Here is a 22,609-nt window from a genome sequence, read left to right on the forward strand (position 1 = left end):
GTTCACCACCAGGACGAATCGAGCCGGCCCTCGATCGCTCTGAGGTTCTCCCTGGAGCATGTGTCGCAGAAGAACTGGCGGACGCCGTTCTCCACGGAGCACGTCCAGGTGGTGGGCTGGGGGCCGTCGGCCGGGGTGCCGCAGCAGGCGCACACGAGCGGGTGGGGCTCCGTGGTGGAGCCGCCGTGATCACTGCCTCCGGAAAGACTTGTCACCCGGTGACGATAACTCCGCGGCGCGGATCCGCCGGGACAACGCACCGCGGGGGCCGGTCCGTTCGGCCGGACCGGCCCCCGCGGGGAGCATTCGCCTCCCGGGGTCGGGAGGCCACCGCTTCAGGTGTACTGGGTTACTGCATCACGGCCATGGCGAGCGCACGGCGGGCGCGCATCGACGCGCGCTCGGCCCGGCGCTGCATCCGGCGAGCGGTCGCCAGGCGCACGGCCCGGCGTTCCCGCTCGGCCTCGTGCAGTCGCTCGTGCATATGCGCACGAGCCAAGGCTTCTGGGATGAGTTGCATCTCTCGGGTCCTGTTCTGACGCGAGCCGGTGGCGGTACCGGCGGTGGTGAAGTCTGGGATCGCGGAGCCTGCGGGCTCGCTGACGGACGGCTTCATCGGGGCCTGCTTCTTGGGATCGTGCGTGAGGGGGCGGTCGATCGTTCCGTGGATGTTCATGCCGTGACCGGGTTCTTGCGCGGGCGGCCACGCGGCCGCTTGCGGGCGACGACGACACCCTGGACGAACAGCTCGCCACCCCAGACGCCCCAGGGCTCACGCCTCTCCTTGGCCCCGGCGAGGCAGGCCTCGATCAGCGGGCAGGTGCGGCAGAGGGACTTGGCGTACTCGACGTCCGCCGGCGACTCGGCGAAGAAGACCTCCGGGTCGTAGGAGCGGCAGGGGACGGGTACGCCGAGGTTCTCGATGGCGTCGTCGAGCGCGGTGAGCGCGGTGAGCGGGATCAAGGTGGAGTCCTCCGTGAGGCCGGGCGGGGGGATCGTTTCGGAAGGCGGTACGGACGGGGCGTGCGCTTCGAGTTGCACGGTTGTTCTTCCTCGTCTGGTCGTGCCGGTCGGGTTGGACCGGTTGGCGGCTGGTACCGGGTTCTGCTCTTGTCCCGAGGCCCCTTCGCTCCGCTCTCCCCGTTCGGGGAAAACAGAAGGGCCGCGGATCCCGGATGGGGTTCCGCGGCCCTGAAGGCGCCGGCCTGATCGATCAGGCTGGATCACTCCAGGGTTCTGGCCCACGGAAGGCCCACATCAGGTGGTGCTGCGTCGTCTGCTTCCGGCTACCGGCACCGGCTGCCGTAAAGGCATAGGCCTGCGCCCGTGCCGCTACTGCTTCCAGTGCCTTGGTCGGTCGCTCATTCCGCTCACGGACAGGAAGACCCGCGAGAGAAACGGAGGACGCCGGACGCACGGCAATGCCGGACAGACCGGTGCCCAGGTTCGAGACGCCGAGCATGCACACGGAGACGGCCGAGAGATCGGTCATTTTGGCCGCGCTGATGTTGGTCTTGATGCTGATCACTGGACTCGCCTCCTCTCGGCGTCTAGGGGACCGGTGTTGAGCCGATCCGCTCGGATATGCAAGTACAACACGGAACCGGGCCTTCGAGAAGGCCGCCGCTTCCGTGCCTAGAACCTATGGGGATTGCCGGGGCATGCGCAAACTATTTTTTCGACGAGTTGGCATCAGCCCCCCACTTCTTCTCCCTCGGGCTCCTGGCCTGCGCAGATGGCCAGAACATCGGCGCCGTAACGGTTGAGCTTGCGCGTGCCGACACCAGGGATGCGGGCCAACTCGCGGTCGTCGTCCGGGGCGCTCTCGGCGATGGCCATCAGCGTCCTGTCGGTGAAGACGCAGAAGGCGGGCTGGCCGCTGAGCCGGGCCTGGTCCGCACGCCACTCGCGCAGCCGCTCGTAGAGGCCCTCGTCCATGTCGGAGGGGCAGCCGTCGCAGCGCATCAGCTTCATCTCGCCGGCGTCGGTCAGCGTGCGTCCGCAGACCCGGCAGCGGGCGGGGGTGCGCTGGGTGCGCCGGGGTGCGGCCGCGGGGCCGCCGGTGAAGCCGCGTTCGACGCCTCCGCCACCGGCGCCGCCGGCCCGGCCGACGGTGCCGGTGGAGCCGGGGCGCAGACCGTCCAGGAAGTGGCTGGGCCTGCGGCCGGGTCTGCCGCCGGGGGTGCGGGAGAGGGACCAGGAGACATGCAGCCGTTCCCTGGCGCGGGTCACGCCGACATAGAGGAGCCGGCGCTCCTCCTCGATCTGTTCGTCGGTCTTCGCATAGGTGATCGGCATCATGCCCTCGGCGACGCCCACCAGGAAGACGACGTCCCACTCCAGGCCTTTCGCCGAGTGCAGGGAGGCGAGGGTGACGCCCTGGACGGTCGGGGCGTGCTGGGCGCCCGCGCGCTCGTCGAGTTCGGCGACGAAGTCGGCGAGGGTGGCGGCGGGCCGGGCGGCGGCGACGTCCTGGGCGAGGTTGACCAGAGCGGCCAGCGACTCCCAGCGCTCCCGGACCGCGCCGGAGCCGGCCGGGGGCGAGGTGGTCCAGCCCTCCCCGGAGAGGACCGCGCGCACCTGCGAGGGCAGGTCCACGGTGTCGTCGAGCAGCGCGTCGTTGCCGCCGAAGCGGGCCGCGGCGCGCAGGGCGACGCCCGCCTTGCGCACCTCGGGCCGGTCGAAGAACCGCTCGGCACCGCGCAGCTGGTAGGGCACCCCGGCGTCCGCGAGGGCCTGCTCGTACGTCTCGGACTGGGCGTTGGTGCGGAACAGCACGGCGATCTCGGCGGCCGGCACCCCGGCGGCGACCAGCTCCCGGATGCGGCGGGCGGCGCCCTCGGCCTCGGCGGGCTCGTCGGTGTACTCGGTGTACACGGGCTCGGGTCCGGCGGGGCGTTGGGAGACCAGCTCCAGGCGGTGGTCGGCGGCCCGTCCGCTGGCCTGGGCCAGCAGGCCGTTGGCGAGGTGGACGACCTGGGGTGTGGAGCGGTAGTCGCGGACCAGCTTGACGACGGTGGCCCCGGGGTGGCGGGTGCGGAAGTCGAGCAGATGGTCGGGAGTTGCTCCTGTGAACGAGTAGATGGTCTGGCTCGCGTCGCCGACGACGCACAGGCTGTCGCGCTCGCCGAGCCACAGTTCCAGCAGCCGCTGCTGGAGCGGGCTGACGTCCTGGTACTCGTCGACGACGAAGTGCTGGTACTGGGCGCGGACCTGGTCGGCGATGTCGAGCCGGTCCTGCAGGATGCCGACGGTCAGCAGCAGGACGTCCTCGAAGTCGATGACCCCGCGATCACGCTTGAGGTCCTCGTAGACCGAGTAGAGCTGGGCGATCTCGGCGGGGTCGCGGGGGGCCTCCCGGCCGGCCTTCAGGGCGGCCGGCGGGTAGTCGGCGGGGACGGTCCGGGTGACCTTGGACCATTCGATCTCGGCGGTGACGTCCCGCAGCTCGCCCCGGTCGAGGCGGATGCGGCAGGCGGCGGCCGCGTCGGCGACGAGCTGGATCTTGCGGTCGACGAGCCGGGGCAGGGACCCACCGATCGCTTTCGGCCAGAAGAACTGCAGCTGACGCAGCGCCGCGGAGTGGAAGGTGCGGGCCTGCACACCCTGGGCGCCGAGCTGGCGCAGCCGGCCGCGCATCTCCCCGGCAGCGCGGTTGGTGAAGGTGACGGCGAGCACGCTGGACGGCTGGAGGATGCCGGCCCGCACCCCGTAGGCGATCCGGTGGGTGATCGCCCGGGTCTTGCCGGTACCGGCTCCGGCCAGCACGCACACGGGACCGTGCAGGGCGGTCGCCACCGCGCGCTGCTCGGGGTCGAGCCCTTCGAGCACCGCGTCGGCAGAGTCCGGTACCGGCGGGAAGAGGGAGGAGTGCGTTGCTGCTGTCACATGGCCATGCTGCCAGGTCGCCCGGGACGGCTGTGCCGGTTGTCCACAGGCAGCCCCACGCAGTCGTACTAATGCGGCAGGCGTCACGCTCGGGCCCGCGCTGCGGGAATGCTCGGGGCCCGTGCTGCGGGAATGGCGGGCAGGTTGCGTACGTTCCTCTCCTGGACGACCTTCCCCGACCTGCCGAAGGAGTGCGAGCGAGATGCAGGGCACTGTGACGATGTACAGCACCACGTGGTGCGGCTACTGCCGCCGGCTCAAGAGCCAGCTGGACCGCGAGGGCATCGCTTACACCGAGATCAACATCGAGCAGGACCCGGAGTCGGCCGCGTTCGTGGAGAAGGCGAATGGCGGAAACCAGACGGTCCCCACGGTGCTCTTCGCCGACGGCTCGACGCTCACGAACCCGTCGCTGGCCCAGGTGAAGCAGAAGGTCGGCGCGTAGGTTTCCCGGCGCACGGCGGCCCCTGAGTCAATCAGGGGCCGCCTTCGCATGTTCAGGCCGGTTTGTCCCACACCAGCGTGTAGCGCCACAGCAGGCGCCGTTGGTACCGGCGGCCGGGGAGCCGGTGCGCGGTGGACTGCCGGACCTCTCCCCAGGTCATGATCGGGTCCTCGACGGGCATCTCGGCCGGGCCCTGCTCGCCGCCGTGCCGAAGCGCGGTCAGCAGGTTCGCGGGGACTCCGCAGCAACTGATCACCCGGTCCAGCAGGGTGTGGTCGTGTGCCATGCCGACGACGACCAGCCGGCCGCCGGGCGCGAGCAGTCCCACCAGCCGGTCGATCGCGTCGTCGAAGGGGGCGTGGTGGAGGACGGCGACCGCGCTGACGAAGTCGTAGCCCTCCTCGTCGAGGGCGGCGCCGTCGAGGTAGTCGCCTTCCAGGAAGGTGACGTTCGCGGGGGCCCGCTTGCGCGCCTGCCTGATCATCTCCGCCGACCGGTCCACGCCGGTCACCGACTGCGCCCTGGCCGCGAGCTTGGCGGCCAGCAGGCCGTCACCGCAGCCGACGTCCAGGGCGGTGCGGCAGCCGTCCGGTACCGCGTCCAGCACCACGGGGTGGTAGTGGACGTTGTGGTTCCAGTACTCCTCTGTGCTCATGACGGCCGTCTCAGACGAAGCTCCTCGTCGGCAGCGGCTTGCCGTACCACATCTCGATCAGGCGGGCCGCGATCGAGATGCCGTACGGCGGCAGGACGTCGCCGGAGTCGAAGGCTGCGCCGAGTTCGTCGCGGGAGAACCAGCGGGCCTCGTGGATCTCGTCGCCGTCGACGTTGATCTCGGTCGAGGTGGCGCGGGCCATGAAGCCGAGCATCAGGCTGGACGGGAACGGCCAGGGCTGGCTGGCGACGTACTCGACCGGGCCGACGGTGATCCCGGCCTCCTCGAAGACCTCGCGGCGTACCGCGTGCTCGATGGACTCGCCGGGCTCCACGAAGCCGGCGAGCGTGGAGAAGCGGCCCTCGGGCCAGTGGACCTGGCGGCCGAGCAGGATGCGGTCGTCCTCGTCGGTGACGGCCATGATCACGGCGGGGTCGGTGCGCGGGTAGTGCTCGGCACCGCAGGCGGGGCAGCGGCGGATGTGGCCGGCGGCGGCGATGACCGTGCGCTCGCCGCAGCGGGAGCAGAAGCGGTGGGTGCGCTGCCAGTTCTCCAGGCCGACCGCGTGCACCATCAGGCCCACGTCGCGCGGTGACAGCAGCAGTCCGGCCTCGCGCAGGCCCGCGGGGCGCGCGGACTGGTCGATGCGGCCGGGCAGGGCGTCCTTCTGGAGGGCGAAGTAGCTGACGCCGTCCTCGTCGGTGCCCAGGAAGTAGCGGTGCGCCTCGGTGAGGGGGGCCTCGAAGGAGGGCGTCATGACGAGTTCGGTGCGGCCCTCGGGCGTCTCGTCGATGAGGACCTGGCCGCCGGAGACCACGAAACAGCGGGTGTCGGGGTGGCTCCACGCCGCCGCGAGCCAGGCCTCGTCGAGCCGGTGGTGGGCGGCGCGGTCGATGCCGCTCGGGGCGGTGAGCGAGATGGGGCGGTCGGCGGTGTGGTCGGTCCAGGTGGTCACGGGTGCTTCCAACTCCCCCAGTGCAACGGATGTTTCATCGGGCGGTTCAGCGGGACGTAGGGCGGGAGGAGACCGGGTCGGGCGGGGGCGGGGCGGACGGGACGGTCCTTCCAGTGTGCCCCGTCGGCGGTACCGCTCCTGACGCTGTCGGTGGCTCAGGGGGCATGGCGCCAGTTCTCGGCGAGGTCGCCCCAGAGGTAGGCGCTGGTCTCGACGCCTTTGAGGAGGAGGTCCAGCTCGACCTTCTCGTTCGGGGCGTGCCAGCCGTCGGAGGGGACGGAGATGCCCAGGAAGAGGACGGGTGCGCCGAGGACGTCCTGGAGGTCCGCGGCGGGCCCCGAGCCACCCGAACGGGTGAACCTGACCGGTCCCTCGAAGGCCCGGCCCATGGCGCGGGCCAGCGACTGGAGACCGGGGTGGTCGAGCGGGGTCAGGCACGGGCGCGTGGCCGGCAGGAACGTGATCTCGGCCCGGATCCCGGCGGGGATCCGTTCGGCGGCCCAGGCGTGGACGATCTTCTCGATGCGGTCGGGGTCCTGCCCGGCGACCAGCCGGAACGACAGCTTCAGCAGCGCCGAGGACGGGATGATCGTCTTGCTGCCGGGGCCCTGGTAGCCGCCGCCGATGCCGTTGACCTCGGCGGTGGGGCGGGCCCAGACACGCTCCAGGGTGGTGTGCCCGGCCTCGCCCTCGGTGGCGTACGAATGCGCTTCGCGCAGCCAGCTCTGCTCGTCGAACGGCAGCTCGGCCCAGAGCTGCCGTTCGCGGTCGCTCAGCTCCACGATGCCGTCGTAGAAGCCGGGGATCGCCACGCGCGCGTGCTCGTCGTGCAGCGCGGCGACCAGGCGGGCGGCGACGGTGGCCGGGTTGGGGACGGCGCCGCCGAAGGCGCCGGAGTGGATGTCCTGGTCGGGGCCGTGCAGGACGATCTCGCACTCGGCGAGCCCGCGCATGCCCGTGCACACCGTGGGGGTGTCCTCGGACCACATGCCGGTGTCGGAGACGATCACGGCGTCGGCGGCGAGCCGCTCGGCGTGCTCCTCGACGAGAGCGCGGAAGTGCGGGGAGCCGGACTCCTCCTCGCCCTCGATCAGCAGCTTCAGGTTGACCGCGGGGGCCGTGCGGCCGGTGGCGGCGAGGTGGGCACGGACACCGAGTGTGTGGAAGAACACCTGGCCCTTGTCGTCGGCCGCCCCGCGCGCGTAGAGGCGGTTCTCGCGGACGACGGGCTCGAAGGGGTCGCTGTCCCAGCCGTCCTCGCGGGCGGCGGGCTGCACGTCGTGGTGGCCGTAGACGAGGACCGTGGGCGCCTCGGGGTCGTCGGCGGGCCACTGGGCGAAGACCGCCGGGGAGCCCGGTGTCTCCCAGACCTCGGCGGTCGGGAAGCCGGTCTCCGTCAGTTTGGCGGCGAGCCAGTCGGCGCTGCGGCGTACATCGGGGGCGTGGTCGGGCTGGGCCGACACGGAGGGGATGCGCAGCCACTCGGCGAGGTCGGCGAGGAAGGCGGTGCGGTGCTGCTCGATGTACGTACGGACGGCGCTGTCCGGGGTCTGGCTCATGGTCACGAGCCTATCGGCCCGGACCGACATCCTCGGCGGGCGGTTCGTCACACTCGGCTTGTCCGACGATCAGCCTTTCCAGGGCGGCCCGGTCCGGCAGGCCGTCGGGGCGTTCGACCTCGCCGGTGCGCACGTGCACGAACGCGGCCGTGACCGACTCGGGCGGCACGCCCTGCTGCTCGGCCCAGCCGATCCGGTAGATCGCCAGCTGGAGCGGGTCGGCGGCGCGGGTGCGGCTGGTCTTCCAGTCGACGATCTCGTACGTCGCCCCGTCGCCGTGGTCCGTCCGGTAGACGGCGTCGATACGGCCCCTGACGACCCGGCCCGCGAGGGAGAGCTGGAAGGGGGCCTCGACGCGGTAGGGCGTGCGGTGCGCGTACTCGGTGCGTTCGAAGGCCTCCTTGAGGGCTTCGAGGTCGCGTTCGTCGGCGATCTCGGCGTCGCTGCCGGGCAGCTCGTCGGGCTCCAGCATGGGCAGCGTGAGCTCCTCGAAGCGTGCCTCGACCCAGGCGTGGAAGCGGGTGCCCCGGCGCGCGGCGGGCTGCGGAGGGTGTGGCATGGGGCGCGCGAGTTCCTGCGCGAGCCCGTCCGGGTCCTCGGCCAGCCGCATCAGCTGGGTCGCGGACAGCGTGGCCGGCAGGGGGACGTCGGTGACGTTCCGGCGGGCGCGCAGCAGCTCGCCGGTGAGCGCGTCGAGGTCGCGGTCCCAGGAGGCGACGGCGCGGGCTTCCTCGGGGGTGAGGGGGGTGCGCTCGGGTGCCGGTGTGCGCGGGGGCGTGCGCTCGGCGGGCATGTGCTCGGCGGGCGTGGCCTGGTGCGGGACCGTCGGGCGGTCGGTGCTCCAGGAGTCCCAGTCGGCGGCGTCCGGGTCCGCGAAGGCGTCCTCGTAGGGTTCGGGCTCGTCGTCCTCGGGCGGCGGGGGCCAGTCCGGGTCCTCGCCGGCGGCCGGGTCGTGGCCGGCGGGAGCGCCTCCGTCCGCCTCGGCGTTGAGGGCGTCCAGGTGGGCGAGCACGGTCTCGGCGGCCGCTCGGCGGCGGGCCAGGGCAGCCGCGTCCAGGGGCAGCGGCCACACCTGGTCGGCGCTCGCCGTGTGCAGGGCCGGGTTCTCCTCGTCCTCCTCCGGCTCGTCGGTCCAGGCCTCGATCTCGCCGTGTCCGCCGGCGCAGTGGTCGTAGAGGGCCTGGAGGAAGTCGGAGGGGCCGCGCGGCTTCTTCTGACTGGGGCCCCACCAGTGGCCGGAGCCGAGGAGCAGGGAGCGGGGCCGGGTGAAGGTGACGTAGCCGAGGCGGAGTTCCTCGGTGTGCTGGTGGTCCTTCATGGCCTCGTGGAAGGCCTTCATGCCCCGCGAGTCCCAGGCCTCGACGTCGGGCAGGGTGGCGGTGTCGCCGCGCAGGGCGTGCGGGAGCACCTTGGCCTGGGCGGTCCACTTCTCGCGGCCCTGGCTGCTCGGGAAGGTGCCCTTGACCAGTCCGGGGACGGCGACGACGTCCCACTCCAGGCCCTTGGACTTGTGCGCGGTGAGGACCTTGACGGTGTTCTCGCCGCCGGGCAGGGCGTTGTCGAGGCCCTTCTCGTACTGGGCGGCGGTGCGCAGGAAGCCGAGGAAGGCGAGCAGGGTCGCCTCCTGGTCGCCCGCCGCGAAGGAGGCGGCGACGTCCAGGAAGTTGGACAGGGTCTCGCGGCGGCGGGCGGCCAGCGCGTGCGGGGACGCCGACAGCTCCACCTCCAGGCCGGTGACCGCGAGGACGCGGTGCAGGACGTCCATCAGCGGGTCGGACAGGGAGCGGCGCAGCTCGCGCAGCTCGGTGGCGAGCCGGGCGAAGCGCACGCGCGCGTCCGGCGAGAACGGCAGCCCGTCGTCCCCCTGTCCGGGCCGGTCGCCGTCGAACGGCAGCTCCAGGAACGTGTCCAGGGCGTCCGCGAGGGAAATCACCTCGGCGGGGTCGACCCCCTCGACGGCCTCGGCGAGCCTGCGGTCCGCGTCGTCGGCGTCGCCCACGCGCGCGTGGGACACCAGCCGCCGGGCGCGGCGGCCGAGGAGGGCGAGGTCGCGCGGGCCGATGCGCCAGCGCGGGCCGGTCAGCAGCCGGACCAGGGAGGCGTTGGCGCCCGGGTCCTGGAGCACCTCGCAGACGGCGACGAGGTCGGCGACCTCGGGCAGGTGCAGCAGCCCGGAGAGACCGACCACCTCGACGGGGACGTCGCGGGCGACGAGGGCGCCCTGGATCTCCGCGAAGTCGGTCGCCGTGCGGCACAGGACCGCGATCTCGCCGGGGGCGGTGCCGGTGCGGACGAGGTGGGCGACCGAGTCGGCGATCCAGTCCATCTCCTCGGCGTGGGTGCGCAGCAGGGCGCAGCGGACCGTGCCGTCCCGCTCGGCGCCCGGAGCGGGACGGAGGGCCTCCACGCCCGCGTGCAGGGCGCGCAGCGGCTCGGCGAGGCCGTTGGCGAGGTCGAGGAGGCGGCCGCCGCTGCGGCGGTTCTCGCTGAGCGCCTGGCGGGTGGCCGGGCGCCCGTCTGCGTGCGCGAAGTGCTCGGGGAAGTCGTCCAGGTTGGCGACGGAGGCGCCGCGCCAGCCGTAGATGGCCTGGCAGGGGTCGCCGACCGCGGTCACGGGGTGGCCGGTGCCGCCGCCGAACAGGCCCGCCAGCAGTACGCGTTGGGCGACCGAGGTGTCCTGGTACTCGTCGAGGAGTACGACCCGGAACTCGTCGCGCAGCAGCCGGCCCACTTCGGCGATGCCGGCCAGCGCCGCGGACAGCGCGATCTGGTCGCCGAAGTCGAGCAGGTCCCGCTCGCGCTTGGCGGCCCGGTAGCGCAGGACCAGCTCGGCCAGTTCCCGGCGCGCGGCGGCCGTCTCGGGGACCTTGCGCAGGTCGGCGTTGCCGAGCTTGACGCCTGCCAGGGTGTTCAGCAGACCGGCGTCCCAGGCCCGCAGGTCCTCGGGGCGCACCAGGTGTTCGGCGAGCTCGGAGTCGAGGGTGAGCAGGTCGCTGACCAGGTCGGCGAAGGAGCGGGTGAGGGCCGGGTAGGGGCCGGGGGCCTCGCGCAGCACGCGCGCGGCGAGCTGGTAGCGGGTGGCGTCGGCGAGCAGTCGGGAGGTCGGCTCCAGGCCGATGCGCAGGCCGTGGTCGGTCAGCAGCCGGCCGGCGAAGGCGTGGTAGGTGGAGATGACCGGCTCGCCGGGCGGGTGGTCCGGGCCGATGACATCGGGGTCGGTGACGCCGGCCCTGACGAGTGCCTTGCGGACGCGTTCGGCGAGCTCACCGGCCGCCTTGTTGGTGAAGGTCAGGCCGAGGACCTGCTCCGGGGCCACCTGCCCGGTGCCGACGAGCCAGACCACGCGGGCCGCCATCACCGTCGTCTTGCCCGAACCGGCTCCGGCCACGATCACCTGCGGGGCGGGCGGCGCGGTGATGCAGGCCGTCTGCTCCGGGGTGAACGGGATGCCGAGGAGCTCTTTGAGCTGCTCGGGGTCGGTGATACGGGCGGGCATGAGGAAAGAGGCTAGCGGCGGGCACTGACAATCGATAAAACAGCGCAATCGATGACACAGCGCTCACTCCACCACGTGCCGCCCCTCCGGCCGCGCGCTGCACGACGCGCGGAAGGCGCAGTGGGTGCAGTGCTGGCCGGTGGTCGGTGCGAACCGTTCGTCGAGGACCTTGCCGGCTGCGGTGGCCAGCAGGTCTCCGACCCACTCCCCCTCCAGCGGCTCCTGCGCCTGCACCTTGGGCAGGGTCTCGCCGCCGTCGCGCCGGGCCGCGCCCTGTCTGAGGTGGACCAGCTCGGCGCCGCCGGGCTCGGGCCGTACACCGTCGAAGGCCTCGTCCACGGCGCCCTCGCGGACCGCGAGCTGGTAGACGGCGAGCTGCGGATGCCTGGCCACCTCGGCCGCGCTGGGCGCCTGTTTGCCGGTCTTGAAGTCGACGACGTACGCGCGGCCCTCGCCGTCCGCCTCCACCCGGTCCATCTGGCCGCGGATGCGCACCTCGTAGTCGCCTGCTTCGAGGGTGACGTCGAAGTCCTGCTCACTGACCACCGGGGTGCGTGCGGTGCGGTCCAGGACGTGCCACTTCAGGAAGCGTTCGAGCGCCACGCGCGCGTTGTCCTTCTCCTGCGCCGACTTCCAGGGCGCGTCGAAGGCGAGCGCGTTCCACACCGACTCCAGCCGCTCCATGAGGACGGCGAGGTCGGCGGGGGTGCGGCCGGAGGCGACCTCGTCGGCGAGGACGTGCACGACGTTGCCGAAGCCCTGGGCGGTGGTGGCGGGCGCGTCGGCCTTCACCTCGCGGCCCAGGAACCACTGCAGGCTGCAGGTGTTGGCGAGCTGATCGAGGGCGCTGCCGGAGAGCACCACGGGCTGGTCGCGGTCGCGCAGCGGCACCTTGCTCTCGGTCGGCTCGAACATGCCCCACCAGCGGTAGGGGTGGGCGGACGGCACCAGGGGGCGCCCGTCCTCGTCGGCGAGCGCGGCCAGCCGGGCCAGCCGGCGGGCGGCCGCCTCCCGCAGGGCGTCCGACGCGCGCGGGTCGACGGTGGTCGCGCGCAGCTCGGCGACCAGGGCGGCCACGGCGAGCGGACGGCGGGGCCGTCCGGTGACGTCCTGGGGTTCGACGCCCAGTTCGGCGAGGAACCGGGAGGGCTGGTCGCCGTCGTCCGCGGGGGCCTTCACGGCGGTGACGACGAGGCGTTCACACGCGCGCGTGGCGGCGACGTAGAACAGGCGGCGTTCCTCGGCGAGCAGCGCGCCCGGGGTGAGCGGCTCGGCGAGCCCGTCACGGCCGATGCGGTCGGCCTCCAGGAGCGAGCCGCGGCGGCGCAGGTCCGGCCACAGGCCCTCCTGGACGCCGGCCACGACGACCAGGCGCCACTCCAGGCCCTTGGCGCGGTGCGCGGTCATCAGGCGGACGGCGTCGGGGCGTACCGCGCGGCCGGCGAGGGTGTCGGCGGCGATGTCCTCGGCCTCGATCTCCGCCAGGAAGTTCAGCGCGCCCCGGCCGCCGCTGCGCTCCTCCGCGCGGGCGGCGGTGGCGAAAAGGGCGCACACGGCGTCCAGGTCCCGGTCGGCGTTGCGGCCGGCCGCGCCCCCGCGGCGGGCGGCACGCTCCAGGCGCGAGGGCCAGGGTGTGCCGTTCCACAGGACCCACAGCGCCTCCTCGGCCGTACCGCCGCTCGTGAGGCGCTCCCTGGCCCGGCCGAGCAGCGCGCCGAGCCGCTGCGCCCCGCGGGCGTACCCGGGGTCGTGGACGGCCAGGCGCTCGGGCTCGGCGAGCGCCCGCGCGAGCAGTTCGTCGGACGGGGGCGGGAGCGCGTTGCCGGCCGCCCGCTCCTCGTCGCGCAGGGCACGGCCGAGGCGGCGCAGGTCGGACGCGTCCATGCCGGCGAGGGGGGAGCCGAGCAGGGTGAGCGCGGTCTCGGTGTCGAGCCAGCAGGCGCCCTCTCCTGCGTCGGGCGCCGCTTCCGCCTCCGCCACCGCCCGGAGCGCCGTCAGCAGGGGCGCCACCGCCGGTTCGTGGCGCAGCGGCATGTCGTCGCCGTCGATGTCCAGGGGCACGCCGGCCGCGGTGAGGGCCCGGCGGACCGTCGGGATGGTGTGGGAGCCGGCGCGCACCAGGACGGCCATGTCGCTCCAGCGGACGCCGTCCTCCAGGTGCGCGCGGCGCAGGATGTCGGCGATGTTGTCCAGCTCGGTGCCGGGCGTCGGGTACGTGTAGACCTCGACGCGGCCGTCGTCCCGCGCGGCGGTCAGCTCGCGGTGCGCGCGTACCTTCTCGGCGGGCAGCCGGGTCAGCGGCATCCGCTGGGTCAGCAGCCGGGTCGCGGCCAGCAGGCCGGCGCCGGAGCGGCGGGACGTGCGCAGCACTTCCACGGGGGCGGGACGGCCGTCCACGCGCGCGAAGGCCGACGGGAAGTCCAGGATGCCGTTCACGTCGGCGCCCCGGAACGTGTAGATCGACTGGTCCGGGTCGCCGAACGCGACCAGGGTGCGGCCGTGGCCGGCCAGTGAGTGCAGCAGGCGCACCTGGGCCGGGTCGGTGTCCTGGTACTCGTCGACGTACACGGCGTCGTAGCGGCCGGCGAGGTCCAGGGCGACCTCGGGACGGTGGGCGAGCAGCACCGCGCGGTGGACGAGTTCGGCGTAGTCGAGGACGCCCTGGAGGTCGAGGACGTCGAGGTACTCGGCGAGGAAGGCGGCCGCGGCCCGCCAGTCGGGGCGGCCGATACGGCGGGCGAAGGCGTCCAGGGCGGCCGGGTCCAGGCCCAGCTCGCGGCTGCGGGCGAGGACCGCGCGGACCTCGTCGGCGAAGCCCCGGGTGGTCAGACAGGCGCGCAGGTCGTCGGGCCAGCGCACATGGTTCAGCCCGAGCCGCTCCAGGTCGGGCTGGCCGGCCAGCAGGTCGCGGACGGCGACGTCCTGCTCGGGGCCGGACAGCAGCCGCAGCGGGTCCGCGAACCGACCGCTGTCCTGGTGGGCGCGGACCAGGGCGTAGCAGTACGAGTGGAAGGTGGTCGCCCGCGGTGCGCGGGCGGCGCCCACCCGCAGGGCCATGCGGTCGCGCAGTTCGACGGCGGCCTTGCGGCTGAACGTCAGCACCAGGAGCCGCTCGGGGTCCGCGCCACGGGCGATCCGCGCGGCCACCGACTCCACCAGGGTGGTGGTCTTGCCGGTGCCTGGGCCCGCGAGGACGAGCAGCGGGCCGGACCCGTGGTCAACCACGGCGCGCTGTGCGGCGTCCAGACGAGGGGGATCCACATCGGCCGGCGGGGTACGGACCAGTCGGTAAGCGCCACGGTTCCCCTGCCGCACCGGGAGGTGCGGCAGGTGCCGGGTGGAGGAAGAGGAGCTCACGTGGTTCGCCGGTCCTGGTGGGTGTGCTGGTCGGTTCGCGGTCGCGCGTGCGCAGGGGTGGCCGCGGGGTGAGCGGGACACGCGCAGCCGACGCTACGCCGACGAACCGGACGGAAGCAGGGCTTCCGCTTCTTCCCGTCCGCCCCGGACGGCCCTCGCGGCACGCGCGCCGCACATCTCACGAACGTACGTCATGCCACGGACGTCCCCGGTGTCCCTCGTACGGGCCACCGGTTCCCCCCGAGGGCCTCCGATGGCGGAAGCTGTCAGGTGTGAGCCCCCGCGTCCGCGCCGCCGTCCCACCGCGCCCGCTTCATGTCGAGCCGCGGCAGATGGCCCTCCGCGGCCCTGCTCGCCTCCTTCAGCGGGGTGCCCTCGGCGCGGTAGTGGTCCAGCGCGCTCAGCTCGTGCCCCGGGAGCAGCGCCCCGTCGGCGCGCACCACCCGCCACCACGGGACGGCACCGCCGTAGAGGGACATCACCCGCCCCACCTGGCGCGGGCCTCCCTCCTCCAGCCACTCCGCGACGTCGCCGTACGTCATCACGCGCCCGGGCGGAATCCGCTCGGCGACCTCCAGGACCCGCTCGGCATACTCGGGCAACTCGTCCGCGTACCCCTCCCGGGTGTCTTCGGGAAGGCTCTGCTCGCTCATTCGCCCCATCCTGCCGCACCTCACCGACAACCCGCGCGGTCCGCGGCAGGCCTGCGCCTCGCCCTCTCGCCGCGCTTGGGGCAGACTGTGCGCCCCCGCATCTGCACCCTGATGCCCCAGGGTGTCGGTGGAGCATGCCACCATCGTGCGGGCGGTGACTGGTGATACGAGATCAAGAAGAGACGACCGAACAGCAGGGCGTGCGCTCCGAGGGCGGAGCCGGCACCTCTGACGCCGCCGCACGCCCGGACACGGCGGAGTCCGGCACGCCACCGCACCCGGACGCGCCCCAGTCCGACACCGTGCGCCCGGACACCACAGAGCCGGCCGCCGCGAAACCCGACACCACGGATCCGGCCGCCGAGAACGCCGACGCCGCACAGCCGGCAGCCGTGCAGTCGGGCGTCGTCGAACCGGACCCCGCGGAGTGCGACGAAACGCACGCCGACGAGGTGGAGGGCGACGAACCGCTGCTCCCCGCGCGCGTGCACCGCCCCTCCGACCTCATGCGGCTCCTGGTCGGGGTCCTCGCCATCGCCGTACTGCTCGGCATCGCCGCGTTCGCGCACGGCACCACCTCCGGGCTCGAACAGGACATCAACAAGGGCACCGGACAGGCCCCCGACCTGCTGATCAGGTTCGCGGGGCTGGCCTCCAGCATCGCGATCCTGCTGGTGCCGGTCGCGTTCGCGATCGAGCGGCTGATCAAGCGGGACGGGCTGCGCATCGCCGACGGGGTGCTCGCGGCCGTTCTCGCGCACGGCGTGACCCTCGCCACCGACCTGTGGGTGGCCAGGGCCGCCCCGGGCTCCATCCAGGAGGCGCTGACCCAGCCCTCCCCCGGCGACATCCACGCCCTCACCGACCCGGTGCACGGCTATCTCGCGCCCGTCATCGCCTACATGACGGCCGTCGGCATGTCCCGGCGGCCGAGATGGCGCTCGGTGCTGTGGATCGTGCTGCTGCTCGACGCGTTCTCCATGCTCGTCACCGGCTACACGACACCGTTCTCGATCATCCTCACGGTGCTGATCGGCTGGACCGTCGCCTACGGCACGCTGTACGCCGTCGGCTCCCCCAACGTCCGCCCCACCGGCCGGACCCTGCTGGCCGGCCTCAGGCACGTCGGCTTCCACCCGGTCGGCGCGGCCCGCGAGGAGGCCCTGGACACCGAGAACGGCGACCGGGGCCGGCGCTACTTCGTCACCCTGGAGGACGGCCCACCGCTGGACGTCACGGTCGTCGACCGGGAACAGCAGGCCCAGGGCTTCTTCTACCGGGTGTGGCGCAACCTGACCCTGCGCGGCTTCGCCACCCGCTCCAGCCTCCAGTCCCTGCGCCAGGCCCTGGAGCAGGAGGCCCTGCTGGCGTACGCGGCGATCGCGGCCGGCGCCAACGCCCCCAAGCTGATCGCCACCTCCGAGCTGGGCCCGGACGCCGTGATGCTCGTCTACGAGCACACCGGCGGCCGTACCCTCGACTCGCTGGCCGACGAGGAGATCACCGACGAACTGCTGCGCCACACCTGGCACCAGGTGCAGGCATTGCAGTCGCGCCGGATCGCGCACCGCCGGCTCGCGGGGGACGCCATCCTGGTGGATCGTTCCGGCACGGTGATCCTCACCGACCTGCGCGGCGGCGAGATCGCAGCCGGTGAACTGCTGCTGCGCATGGACGTCGCCCAGCTGGTCACCACGCTCGGCCTGCGGGTGGGCGCCGAGCGGGCGGTGGCCTCGGCGGTCGGCGTCCTCGGACCCGACGCGGTCGCCGACTGTCTGCCGATGCTCCAGCCGATCGCGCTGACGCGCTCCACGCGCGCGACGCTGCGAAGACTGGCCAGGGAGCGCGCCCAGCGCGAGCGGGACGCGGTCCTGGAGGCGTCCCGGCAGGTCAAGCAGGCCCGTGTGGAGGAGGCCGAGAAGCCCGACAAGAAGACCGTGCGCGCCGAGCAGCGGGCCGAGAAGCGCGCCCTGGACGACGCGCTGGAAGAGGCCCGTGAGGAGGACCTGCTCACCCAGATCCGGCACCAGGTGCTGCGGATCAGGCCGCAGGCGCCCGTCGAGCCGGCCCGTCTGGAGCGGGTGCGGCCGCGCACACTGATCAGCGTCTTCGCCGGCGCGATCGGCGGGTACTACCTGCTGACCCAGCTCACCCACATCGAGTTCGGCCCCCTGGTCGCGAACGCCCAGTGGGGCTGGGTGATCGCCGCGGTGCTGTTCTCGGCGCTCAGCTATGTGGCCGCCGCGATGTCGCTGCTCGGGTTCGTGCCCGAGCGGGTCCCCTTCGTGCGGACCGTGGCGGCGCAGCTCGCCGGGTCGTTCGTGAAGATCGTGGCGCCCGCCGCGGTCGGCGGTGTGGCCCTCAACACGCGCTTCCTGCAGCGCGCGGGTGTGCGCCCAGGGCTCGCGGTGGCGAGCGTCGGCGCCTCACAGCTGTTCGGGCTCGGCTGTCACATCCTCATGCTGCTGTCGTTCGGCTATCTGACGGGCACCGAGAAGACGCCTTCGCTGTCGCCGTCCCGGACGGTCATCGCGGGCCTGCTGACCGTCGCCGTACTGGTCCTCGTGGTGACCTCGGTGCCGCTCCTGCGCAAGTTCGTCAGCACGCGCGTGCGGTCGCTCTTCGCGGGCGTCGTGCCGCGCATGCTGGACGTGCTCCAGCGGCCGCAGAAGCTCGTCACCGGCATCGGCGGCATGCTGCTGCTGACCGCCTGCTTCGTGATGTGCCTGGACGCCTCCATCCGGGCCTTCGGCGACCAGTCGACCTCGCTCAGCATCGCCAGCGTCGCCGTCGTCTTCCTCGCCGGCAACGCGCTCGGCTCCGCGGCGCCGACCCCGGGCGGTGTCGGTGCGGTCGAGGCGACCCTGACCGTCGGCCTGATCGCCATCGGCCTCCCCAAGGAGGTCGCGGCGCCCGCCGTCCTGCTGTACCGGCTGCTGACCCTGTGGCTGCCGGTCCTGCCGGGCTGGCTGGCCTTCAACCATCTCTCGCGCAAGGGCGCGCTCTAGGGGCGTACCTCGGACGGCTCGCGCCCCGCGCGCGTGGCCGTGGGCGACGCCAGGATGGGAGCATGCCGAACCCCTTCCGGATCCGCGTCGCCGCCCTGGCCGCAGCCCTGGCGCTGTCCTCTGTGCTGGCCGGGTGCAGCGACGGTTCCAACGACGGGGATCTGACGGCGCAGAAGCTGGACTGGAAGAACTGCCCGGCACCCGACGAGGCCGAGGGCGGCGGCGACGCGCCGTCACCGCTGCCCGGCGGCGGCACCTGGCAGTGCGCCACCATGAAGGCACCCCTGGACTGGTCGAAGCCGAAGGGCGCCACCATCGGGCTCGCGCTGATCCGGGCCAGGGCCAGCGGCGACCCGAGCAAGCGGATCGGCTCCCTGGTCTTCAACTTCGGCGGACCCGGCGGCAGCGGCGTCACCACCCTCCCCGCGTTCGGTGAGGACTACGCGGCCCTGCGTACCCGCTACGACCTCGTCAGCTTCGACCCGCGCGGAGTCGGCCGCAGCGACCCTGTCGAGTGCGAGAGCGACACGCAGCTCGACGACTACTTCCAGCAGGACGCGACGCCCGACACCAGCGCCGAACGCACCCAGCTGATCAACCGCACCAAGCAGTTCAACGCCGCCTGCGAGAAGAACTCCAGGACGATCCTGCCGCAGGTCCGCACCACCGACGCCGCCCGCGACATGGACCTGATGCGCCAGGTCCTCGGCGACCGGCAGCTGCACTACTTCGGCATCTCCTACGGCACCGAACTCGGCGGCGTCTACGCCCACCTGTTCCCGAAGAACGTGGGCCGGGCGGTCTTCGACGCCGTCGTCGACCCCACCCAGGACCCGGAGCAGAGCTCGCTCGGGCAGGCCAAGGGCTTCCAGCTCGCGCTCGACAACTTCGCCGCGGACTGCACGTCGAAGAAGACAGAGTGCCCGATCGGAGACACCCCGCAGGACGTGAAGGACCGTATCGCCAAGCTCCTCGCGGACCTCGACAAGAAGCCGATCCCGGGCGTCCTGCCCCGCCAGCTCACCCAGACCGTCGCAACCAACGGCATCGCCCAGTCCCTGTACTCCAAGGACTTCTGGGAGTACCTCACCGAGGGGCTCGAAGAGGCGTACGACGGCGACGGGAGGATCCTGATGCTGCTGTCCGACTCGATGAACGGCCGCAGCCAGAACGGCGAGTACAGCAACATCACGGCGGCGAACATCGCCATCAACTGCGCCGACGAGAAGCCGCGGTACACCCCCGAGTACGTCCAGCAGAAACTGCCCGAGTTCCGCGCCGCCTCCCCGCTGTTCGGCGACTACCTCGCCTGGGGGATGGTCAGCTGCACGAACTGGGCGGTGCCGGGCGCCGCCGACCACCCCGACGTCAGCGCGCCCGGGTCGGCGCCGATCCTGGTCGTGGGCAACACGGGGGATCCGGCGACGCCGTACGAGGGCGCGAAGAGGATGGTAGACGCGCTCGGGAAGGGCGTCGGGGTCGAGCTGACGTACCAGGGGCAGGGACACGGGGCGTACGACAGCAAGAACAAGTGCGTGCAGGGTGCCGTGAACGGCTATTTGCTGGAGGGGACGGTGCCGAAGGCGGGAACGGTCTGTACGTGAGGACGCGCCGAGAGTGCCGCGCCCATATCGGGGCGCTGTAAACACGCAGGTCAAAGGGTTATCCACAGGCCGCAACGGCCTTCGGTCGATCCGCCTACTATGGCCTGACCGCTTTCCGCGACGAACCTGCGGAGAGCCTGTGTGGGGGGTGTGCGCGGATGTTGCGACATGTACGGTGGGCGGCTGCTGTTGCGGCGGGGCTGCTCGTGGCCGGGTGCAGCGGTGGGGCGTCGGGCGGGGGCTCGGACGAAGGGAAGGTCGCGTCCCGACAGCCGTCGGCCGCCACCAGCGGCTCGGCCGCCCTGCCCGCGTCCCTCACCGGCCAGAAGCTCGACTGGAGCCGCTGCAAGGCCACTTCGGACTCCGCCGCACCCGGGGACGAGTGGCGGTGTGCGACGCTCAAGGTGCCGCTGGACTGGTCGAAGCCGGACGGGGAGACCATCGGGCTGGCGCTCATCCGGGAGCAGGCGAGCGGGGGTTCGGGGAAGCGGATCGGCTCGCTGCTGTTCAACTTCGGCGGGCCGGGCGGCTCCGGCGTCTCGACGATGCCGTACTACGCGTCCACCGTCTCCGCGCTGCGCGAGCGGTACGACCTGGTGAGCTGGGACCCGCGCGGGGTGGGAGCCAGTGAGGGGATCCGGTGCCGCAGCGACAAGGACATCCAGAGCGCCGAGTCGATCGACGCGACACCGGACACCGCGGTGGAGGAGACGGCGTACTTCCAGGACGCCGCCGCCTTCGGCAAGGGCTGTGAGAAGGCCGCCGGCACGCTGATCGCACATGTCTCGACGACCGACACGGCCCGCGACATGGACCTGATGCGCCAGGTCCTCGGTGACCCGAAGATGCACTACTTCGGCATCTCGTACGGCACCGAACTGGGCGGCGTGTACGCCCACCTGTTCCCGAAGAACGTGGGGCGGCTGATCCTGGACGCGGTGGTGGACCCGACGGCCGACTCGGTCGGCCAGGAGAAGAACCAGGCCGCCGGATTCCAGCGGGCCCTGGACGACTACCTCAAGTCCACCGGCCAGGACCCGAAGCAGGGCTCGCTGAAGATCGGCGATCTGCTGAAGAGGCTCGACGCCACGCCGCTGCCCACGTCGTCCGGGCGGAAGCTGACCCAGACCCTCGCGGTCACCGGCATCGTGCTGCCGCTGTACAGCCAGGACAGCTGGCCGACGCTGACCAGCGCGCTGAAGGCGGCCGAGGAGGGCGACGGCTCGGAGCTGCTGTCGCTCGCGGACCAGTACAACGAGCGGGACTCCTCGGGGCACTACGGCACGACCACCCACTCCCAGCGGGTCATATCGTGCCTGGACGACAAGGAGCGGCCGACGCTCGCCGAGACGAAGAAGCTGCTGCCGGAGTTCGAGAAGGTCTCGCCCGTCTTCGGGGACTTCCTGGGCTGGGACTCGGCCGGCTGGTGCCACGACTGGCCGGTGGCCGGGCAGTGGGACACCCCGGACGTGAGCGCACCGGGCGCGGCACCGGTGCTGCTGGTCGGCAACACCGGCGACCCGGCGACCCCGTACGAGGGCGCCCGCAGGATGGCCGACGAGCTGGGCAAGGGGGTCGGCGTCGAGCTGACCTGGAAGGGCGAGGGCCACGGCGCGTACGGCAGCGGCAGCGACTGCGTGGACTCGACGGTGAACGCCTATCTGCTGGACGGCACGGTCCCGAAGGACGGCAAGGTCTGCTCATGACGAAGGCGGGGGCCCCGGGCACCTGCCGTGCCGCCCGGAGCCCCCGCCCTTCGCGGAGCCTGTGCTCAGTAGACCGGCTTCTGGGGCTCGATCTGGTTGACCCAGCCGATCACACCGCCGCCGACGTGGACCGCGTCCGCGAAGCCCGCGGACTTCAGGACCGCGAGGACCTCCGCGCTGCGGACACCCGTCTTGCAGTGCAGGACGATCCTCTTGTCCTGGGGCAGGCCCTCCAGGGCGGTGCCGAGCAGGAACTCGTTCTTCGGGATCAGCTTGGCGCCGGGGATGGAGACGATCTCGTACTCGTTCGGCTCGCGGACGTCGATGATCTCGATGTTCTCGCCGTCGTCGATCCACTCCTTGAGCTGCTTGGGAGTGATCGTCGAGCCGGCGGCCGCCTGCTGGGCCTCCTCGGAGACGACGCCGCAGAAGGCCTCGTAGTCGATGAGCTCGGTGACGGTCGGGTTCTCGCCGCAGACCGCGCAGTTCGGGTCCTTGCGGACCTTGACCTGGCGGTACTGCATCTCCAGGGCGTCGTAGATCATCAGGCGGCCGACGAGGGGCTCGCCGGTGCCGGTGAGGACCTTGATGGCCTCGGTGACCTGGATGGAGCCGATGGACGCGCACAGCACGCCCAGGACGCCGCCCTCGGCGCAGGAGGGGACCATGCCCGGCGGCGGGGGCTCCGGGTAGAGGCAGCGGTAGCAGGGGCCGTACTCGGACCAGAAGACCGAGGCCTGGCCGTCGAAGCGGTAGATGGAGCCCCAGACGTACGGCTTGTTCAGCAGCACGCAGGCGTCGTTGACCAGGTAGCGGGTGGCGAAGTTGTCCGTGCCGTCGACGATCAGGTCGTACTGGCTGAAGATGTCCATCACGTTCTCGGCCTCGAGCCGCTCTTCGTGAAGGACCACGTTCACGTACGGGTTGATGCCGAGGACGGAGTCACGGGCGGACTCGGCCTTGGAGCGGCCGATGTCGGCCTGGCTGTGGATGATCTGGCGCTGCAGGTTCGACTCGTCGACCTCGTCGAACTCCACGATGCCAAGGGTGCCGACGCCCGCGGCGGCCAGGTACATCAGCGCCGGCGAGCCCAGGCCGCCGGCGCCCACACACAGCACCTTGGCGTTCTTCAGCCGCTTCTGCCCGTCCATCCCGACGTCGGGGATGATCAGGTGGCGGGAGTACCTGCGGACCTCGTCTACGGTGAGCTCAGCAGCTGGCTCGACCAGGGGTGGCAGCGACACGGGGACTCCGTTGATCGGTCAATCACTACAATTGTTCTC

The 22,609-nt window shown here is 72.4% G+C and carries 16 protein-coding genes; 4 read left to right on the forward strand and 12 right to left on the reverse strand.

Annotated features, from left to right (window positions below; translation table 11 throughout):
* Positions 1-2: 2 nt before the first annotated feature.
* The 5 genes from SSP29_RS52435 to SSP29_RS03195 form a co-directional block, all read right to left on the reverse strand.
* On the reverse strand, positions 3-215 hold the full coding sequence (locus SSP29_RS52435) for a hypothetical protein (protein ID WP_145968842.1): 213 nt from the start codon (positions 213-215) through the stop codon (positions 3-5).
* 134 nt (positions 216-349) lie between these two features.
* Entirely contained in the window at positions 350-676 is a 327-nt protein-coding gene (locus SSP29_RS03180; RefSeq protein WP_089098891.1) for a putative WhiB-interacting protein, read from the reverse strand.
* Positions 673-1,041, reverse strand: a complete 369-nt coding sequence (locus SSP29_RS54895; protein ID WP_010984500.1) for a WhiB family transcriptional regulator — start codon at positions 1,039-1,041, stop codon at positions 673-675. The genes SSP29_RS03180 and SSP29_RS54895 overlap by 4 nt, the downstream gene beginning before the upstream one ends.
* Positions 1,042-1,213: 172 nt before the next feature.
* The gene (locus SSP29_RS03190) at positions 1,214-1,528 is read right to left on the reverse strand and encodes a hypothetical protein (protein WP_089098892.1); all 315 of its coding nucleotides are present in this window, start codon (positions 1,526-1,528) and stop codon (positions 1,214-1,216) included.
* A gap of 164 nt (positions 1,529-1,692) precedes the next feature.
* Positions 1,693-3,888, reverse strand: a complete 2,196-nt coding sequence (locus tag SSP29_RS03195) for an ATP-dependent DNA helicase UvrD2 (RefSeq protein WP_174855916.1) — start codon at positions 3,886-3,888, stop codon at positions 1,693-1,695.
* 202 nt (positions 3,889-4,090) lie between these two features.
* Here SSP29_RS03195 and SSP29_RS03200 point away from each other — a divergent pair, with 202 nt between their 5' ends.
* Positions 4,091-4,333 (forward strand): mycoredoxin, encoded by a 243-nt coding sequence (locus SSP29_RS03200; RefSeq protein ID WP_089098894.1) that lies wholly within the window; start codon positions 4,091-4,093, stop codon positions 4,331-4,333.
* Between the two features lie 52 nt (positions 4,334-4,385).
* On the opposite strand, the gene SSP29_RS03205 is transcribed toward SSP29_RS03200, so the two are convergent.
* From SSP29_RS03205 to SSP29_RS03230, 6 genes are all read right to left on the reverse strand, one after another.
* Entirely contained in the window at positions 4,386-4,988 is a 603-nt protein-coding gene (locus SSP29_RS03205) for a class I SAM-dependent methyltransferase (protein ID WP_089098895.1), read from the reverse strand.
* 10 nt (positions 4,989-4,998) lie between these two features.
* Complete coding sequence (gene nudC, locus SSP29_RS03210) at positions 4,999-5,943, reverse strand: NAD(+) diphosphatase (RefSeq protein WP_089098896.1); 945 nt, start codon at positions 5,941-5,943, stop codon at positions 4,999-5,001.
* A 155-nt stretch (positions 5,944-6,098) separates the two neighbouring features.
* A complete protein-coding gene (locus tag SSP29_RS03215) occupies positions 6,099-7,502 on the reverse strand; it encodes a dipeptidase (protein ID WP_089098897.1) in 1,404 nt (467 codons plus the stop codon).
* 10 nt (positions 7,503-7,512) lie between these two features.
* Positions 7,513-10,998, reverse strand: a complete 3,486-nt coding sequence (locus SSP29_RS03220; RefSeq protein ID WP_089098898.1) for an ATP-dependent DNA helicase — start codon at positions 10,996-10,998, stop codon at positions 7,513-7,515.
* Between the two features lie 63 nt (positions 10,999-11,061).
* Entirely contained in the window at positions 11,062-14,355 is a 3,294-nt protein-coding gene (locus tag SSP29_RS03225; RefSeq protein ID WP_089098899.1) for an ATP-dependent helicase, read from the reverse strand.
* A 266-nt stretch (positions 14,356-14,621) separates the two neighbouring features.
* A complete protein-coding gene (locus tag SSP29_RS03230) occupies positions 14,622-15,008 on the reverse strand; it encodes an MGMT family protein (RefSeq protein WP_089098900.1) in 387 nt (128 codons plus the stop codon).
* A 161-nt stretch (positions 15,009-15,169) separates the two neighbouring features.
* Here SSP29_RS03230 and SSP29_RS03235 point away from each other — a divergent pair, with 161 nt between their 5' ends.
* The 3 genes from SSP29_RS03235 (at position 15,170) to SSP29_RS03245 (ending at position 21,326) form a co-directional block, all read left to right on the forward strand.
* The gene (locus SSP29_RS03235) at positions 15,170-18,016 is read left to right on the forward strand and encodes a lysylphosphatidylglycerol synthase domain-containing protein (protein WP_089098901.1); all 2,847 of its coding nucleotides are present in this window, start codon (positions 15,170-15,172) and stop codon (positions 18,014-18,016) included.
* 62 nt (positions 18,017-18,078) lie between these two features.
* Complete coding sequence (locus SSP29_RS03240; RefSeq protein ID WP_089098902.1) at positions 18,079-19,620, forward strand: alpha/beta hydrolase; 1,542 nt, start codon at positions 18,079-18,081, stop codon at positions 19,618-19,620.
* Between the two features lie 158 nt (positions 19,621-19,778).
* Complete coding sequence (locus tag SSP29_RS03245; protein WP_089098903.1) at positions 19,779-21,326, forward strand: alpha/beta hydrolase; 1,548 nt, start codon at positions 19,779-19,781, stop codon at positions 21,324-21,326.
* 65 nt (positions 21,327-21,391) lie between these two features.
* On the opposite strand, the gene moeZ is transcribed toward SSP29_RS03245, so the two are convergent.
* On the reverse strand, positions 21,392-22,570 hold the full coding sequence (gene moeZ, locus SSP29_RS03250; RefSeq protein ID WP_089098904.1) for an adenylyltransferase/sulfurtransferase MoeZ: 1,179 nt from the start codon (positions 22,568-22,570) through the stop codon (positions 21,392-21,394).
* Positions 22,571-22,609: the final 39 nt, after the last annotated feature.

Origin of the sequence: Streptomyces hyaluromycini (assembly GCF_002217755.1) — a bacterium.
Lineage (GTDB): Bacteria > Actinomycetota > Actinomycetes > Streptomycetales > Streptomycetaceae > Streptomyces > Streptomyces hyaluromycini.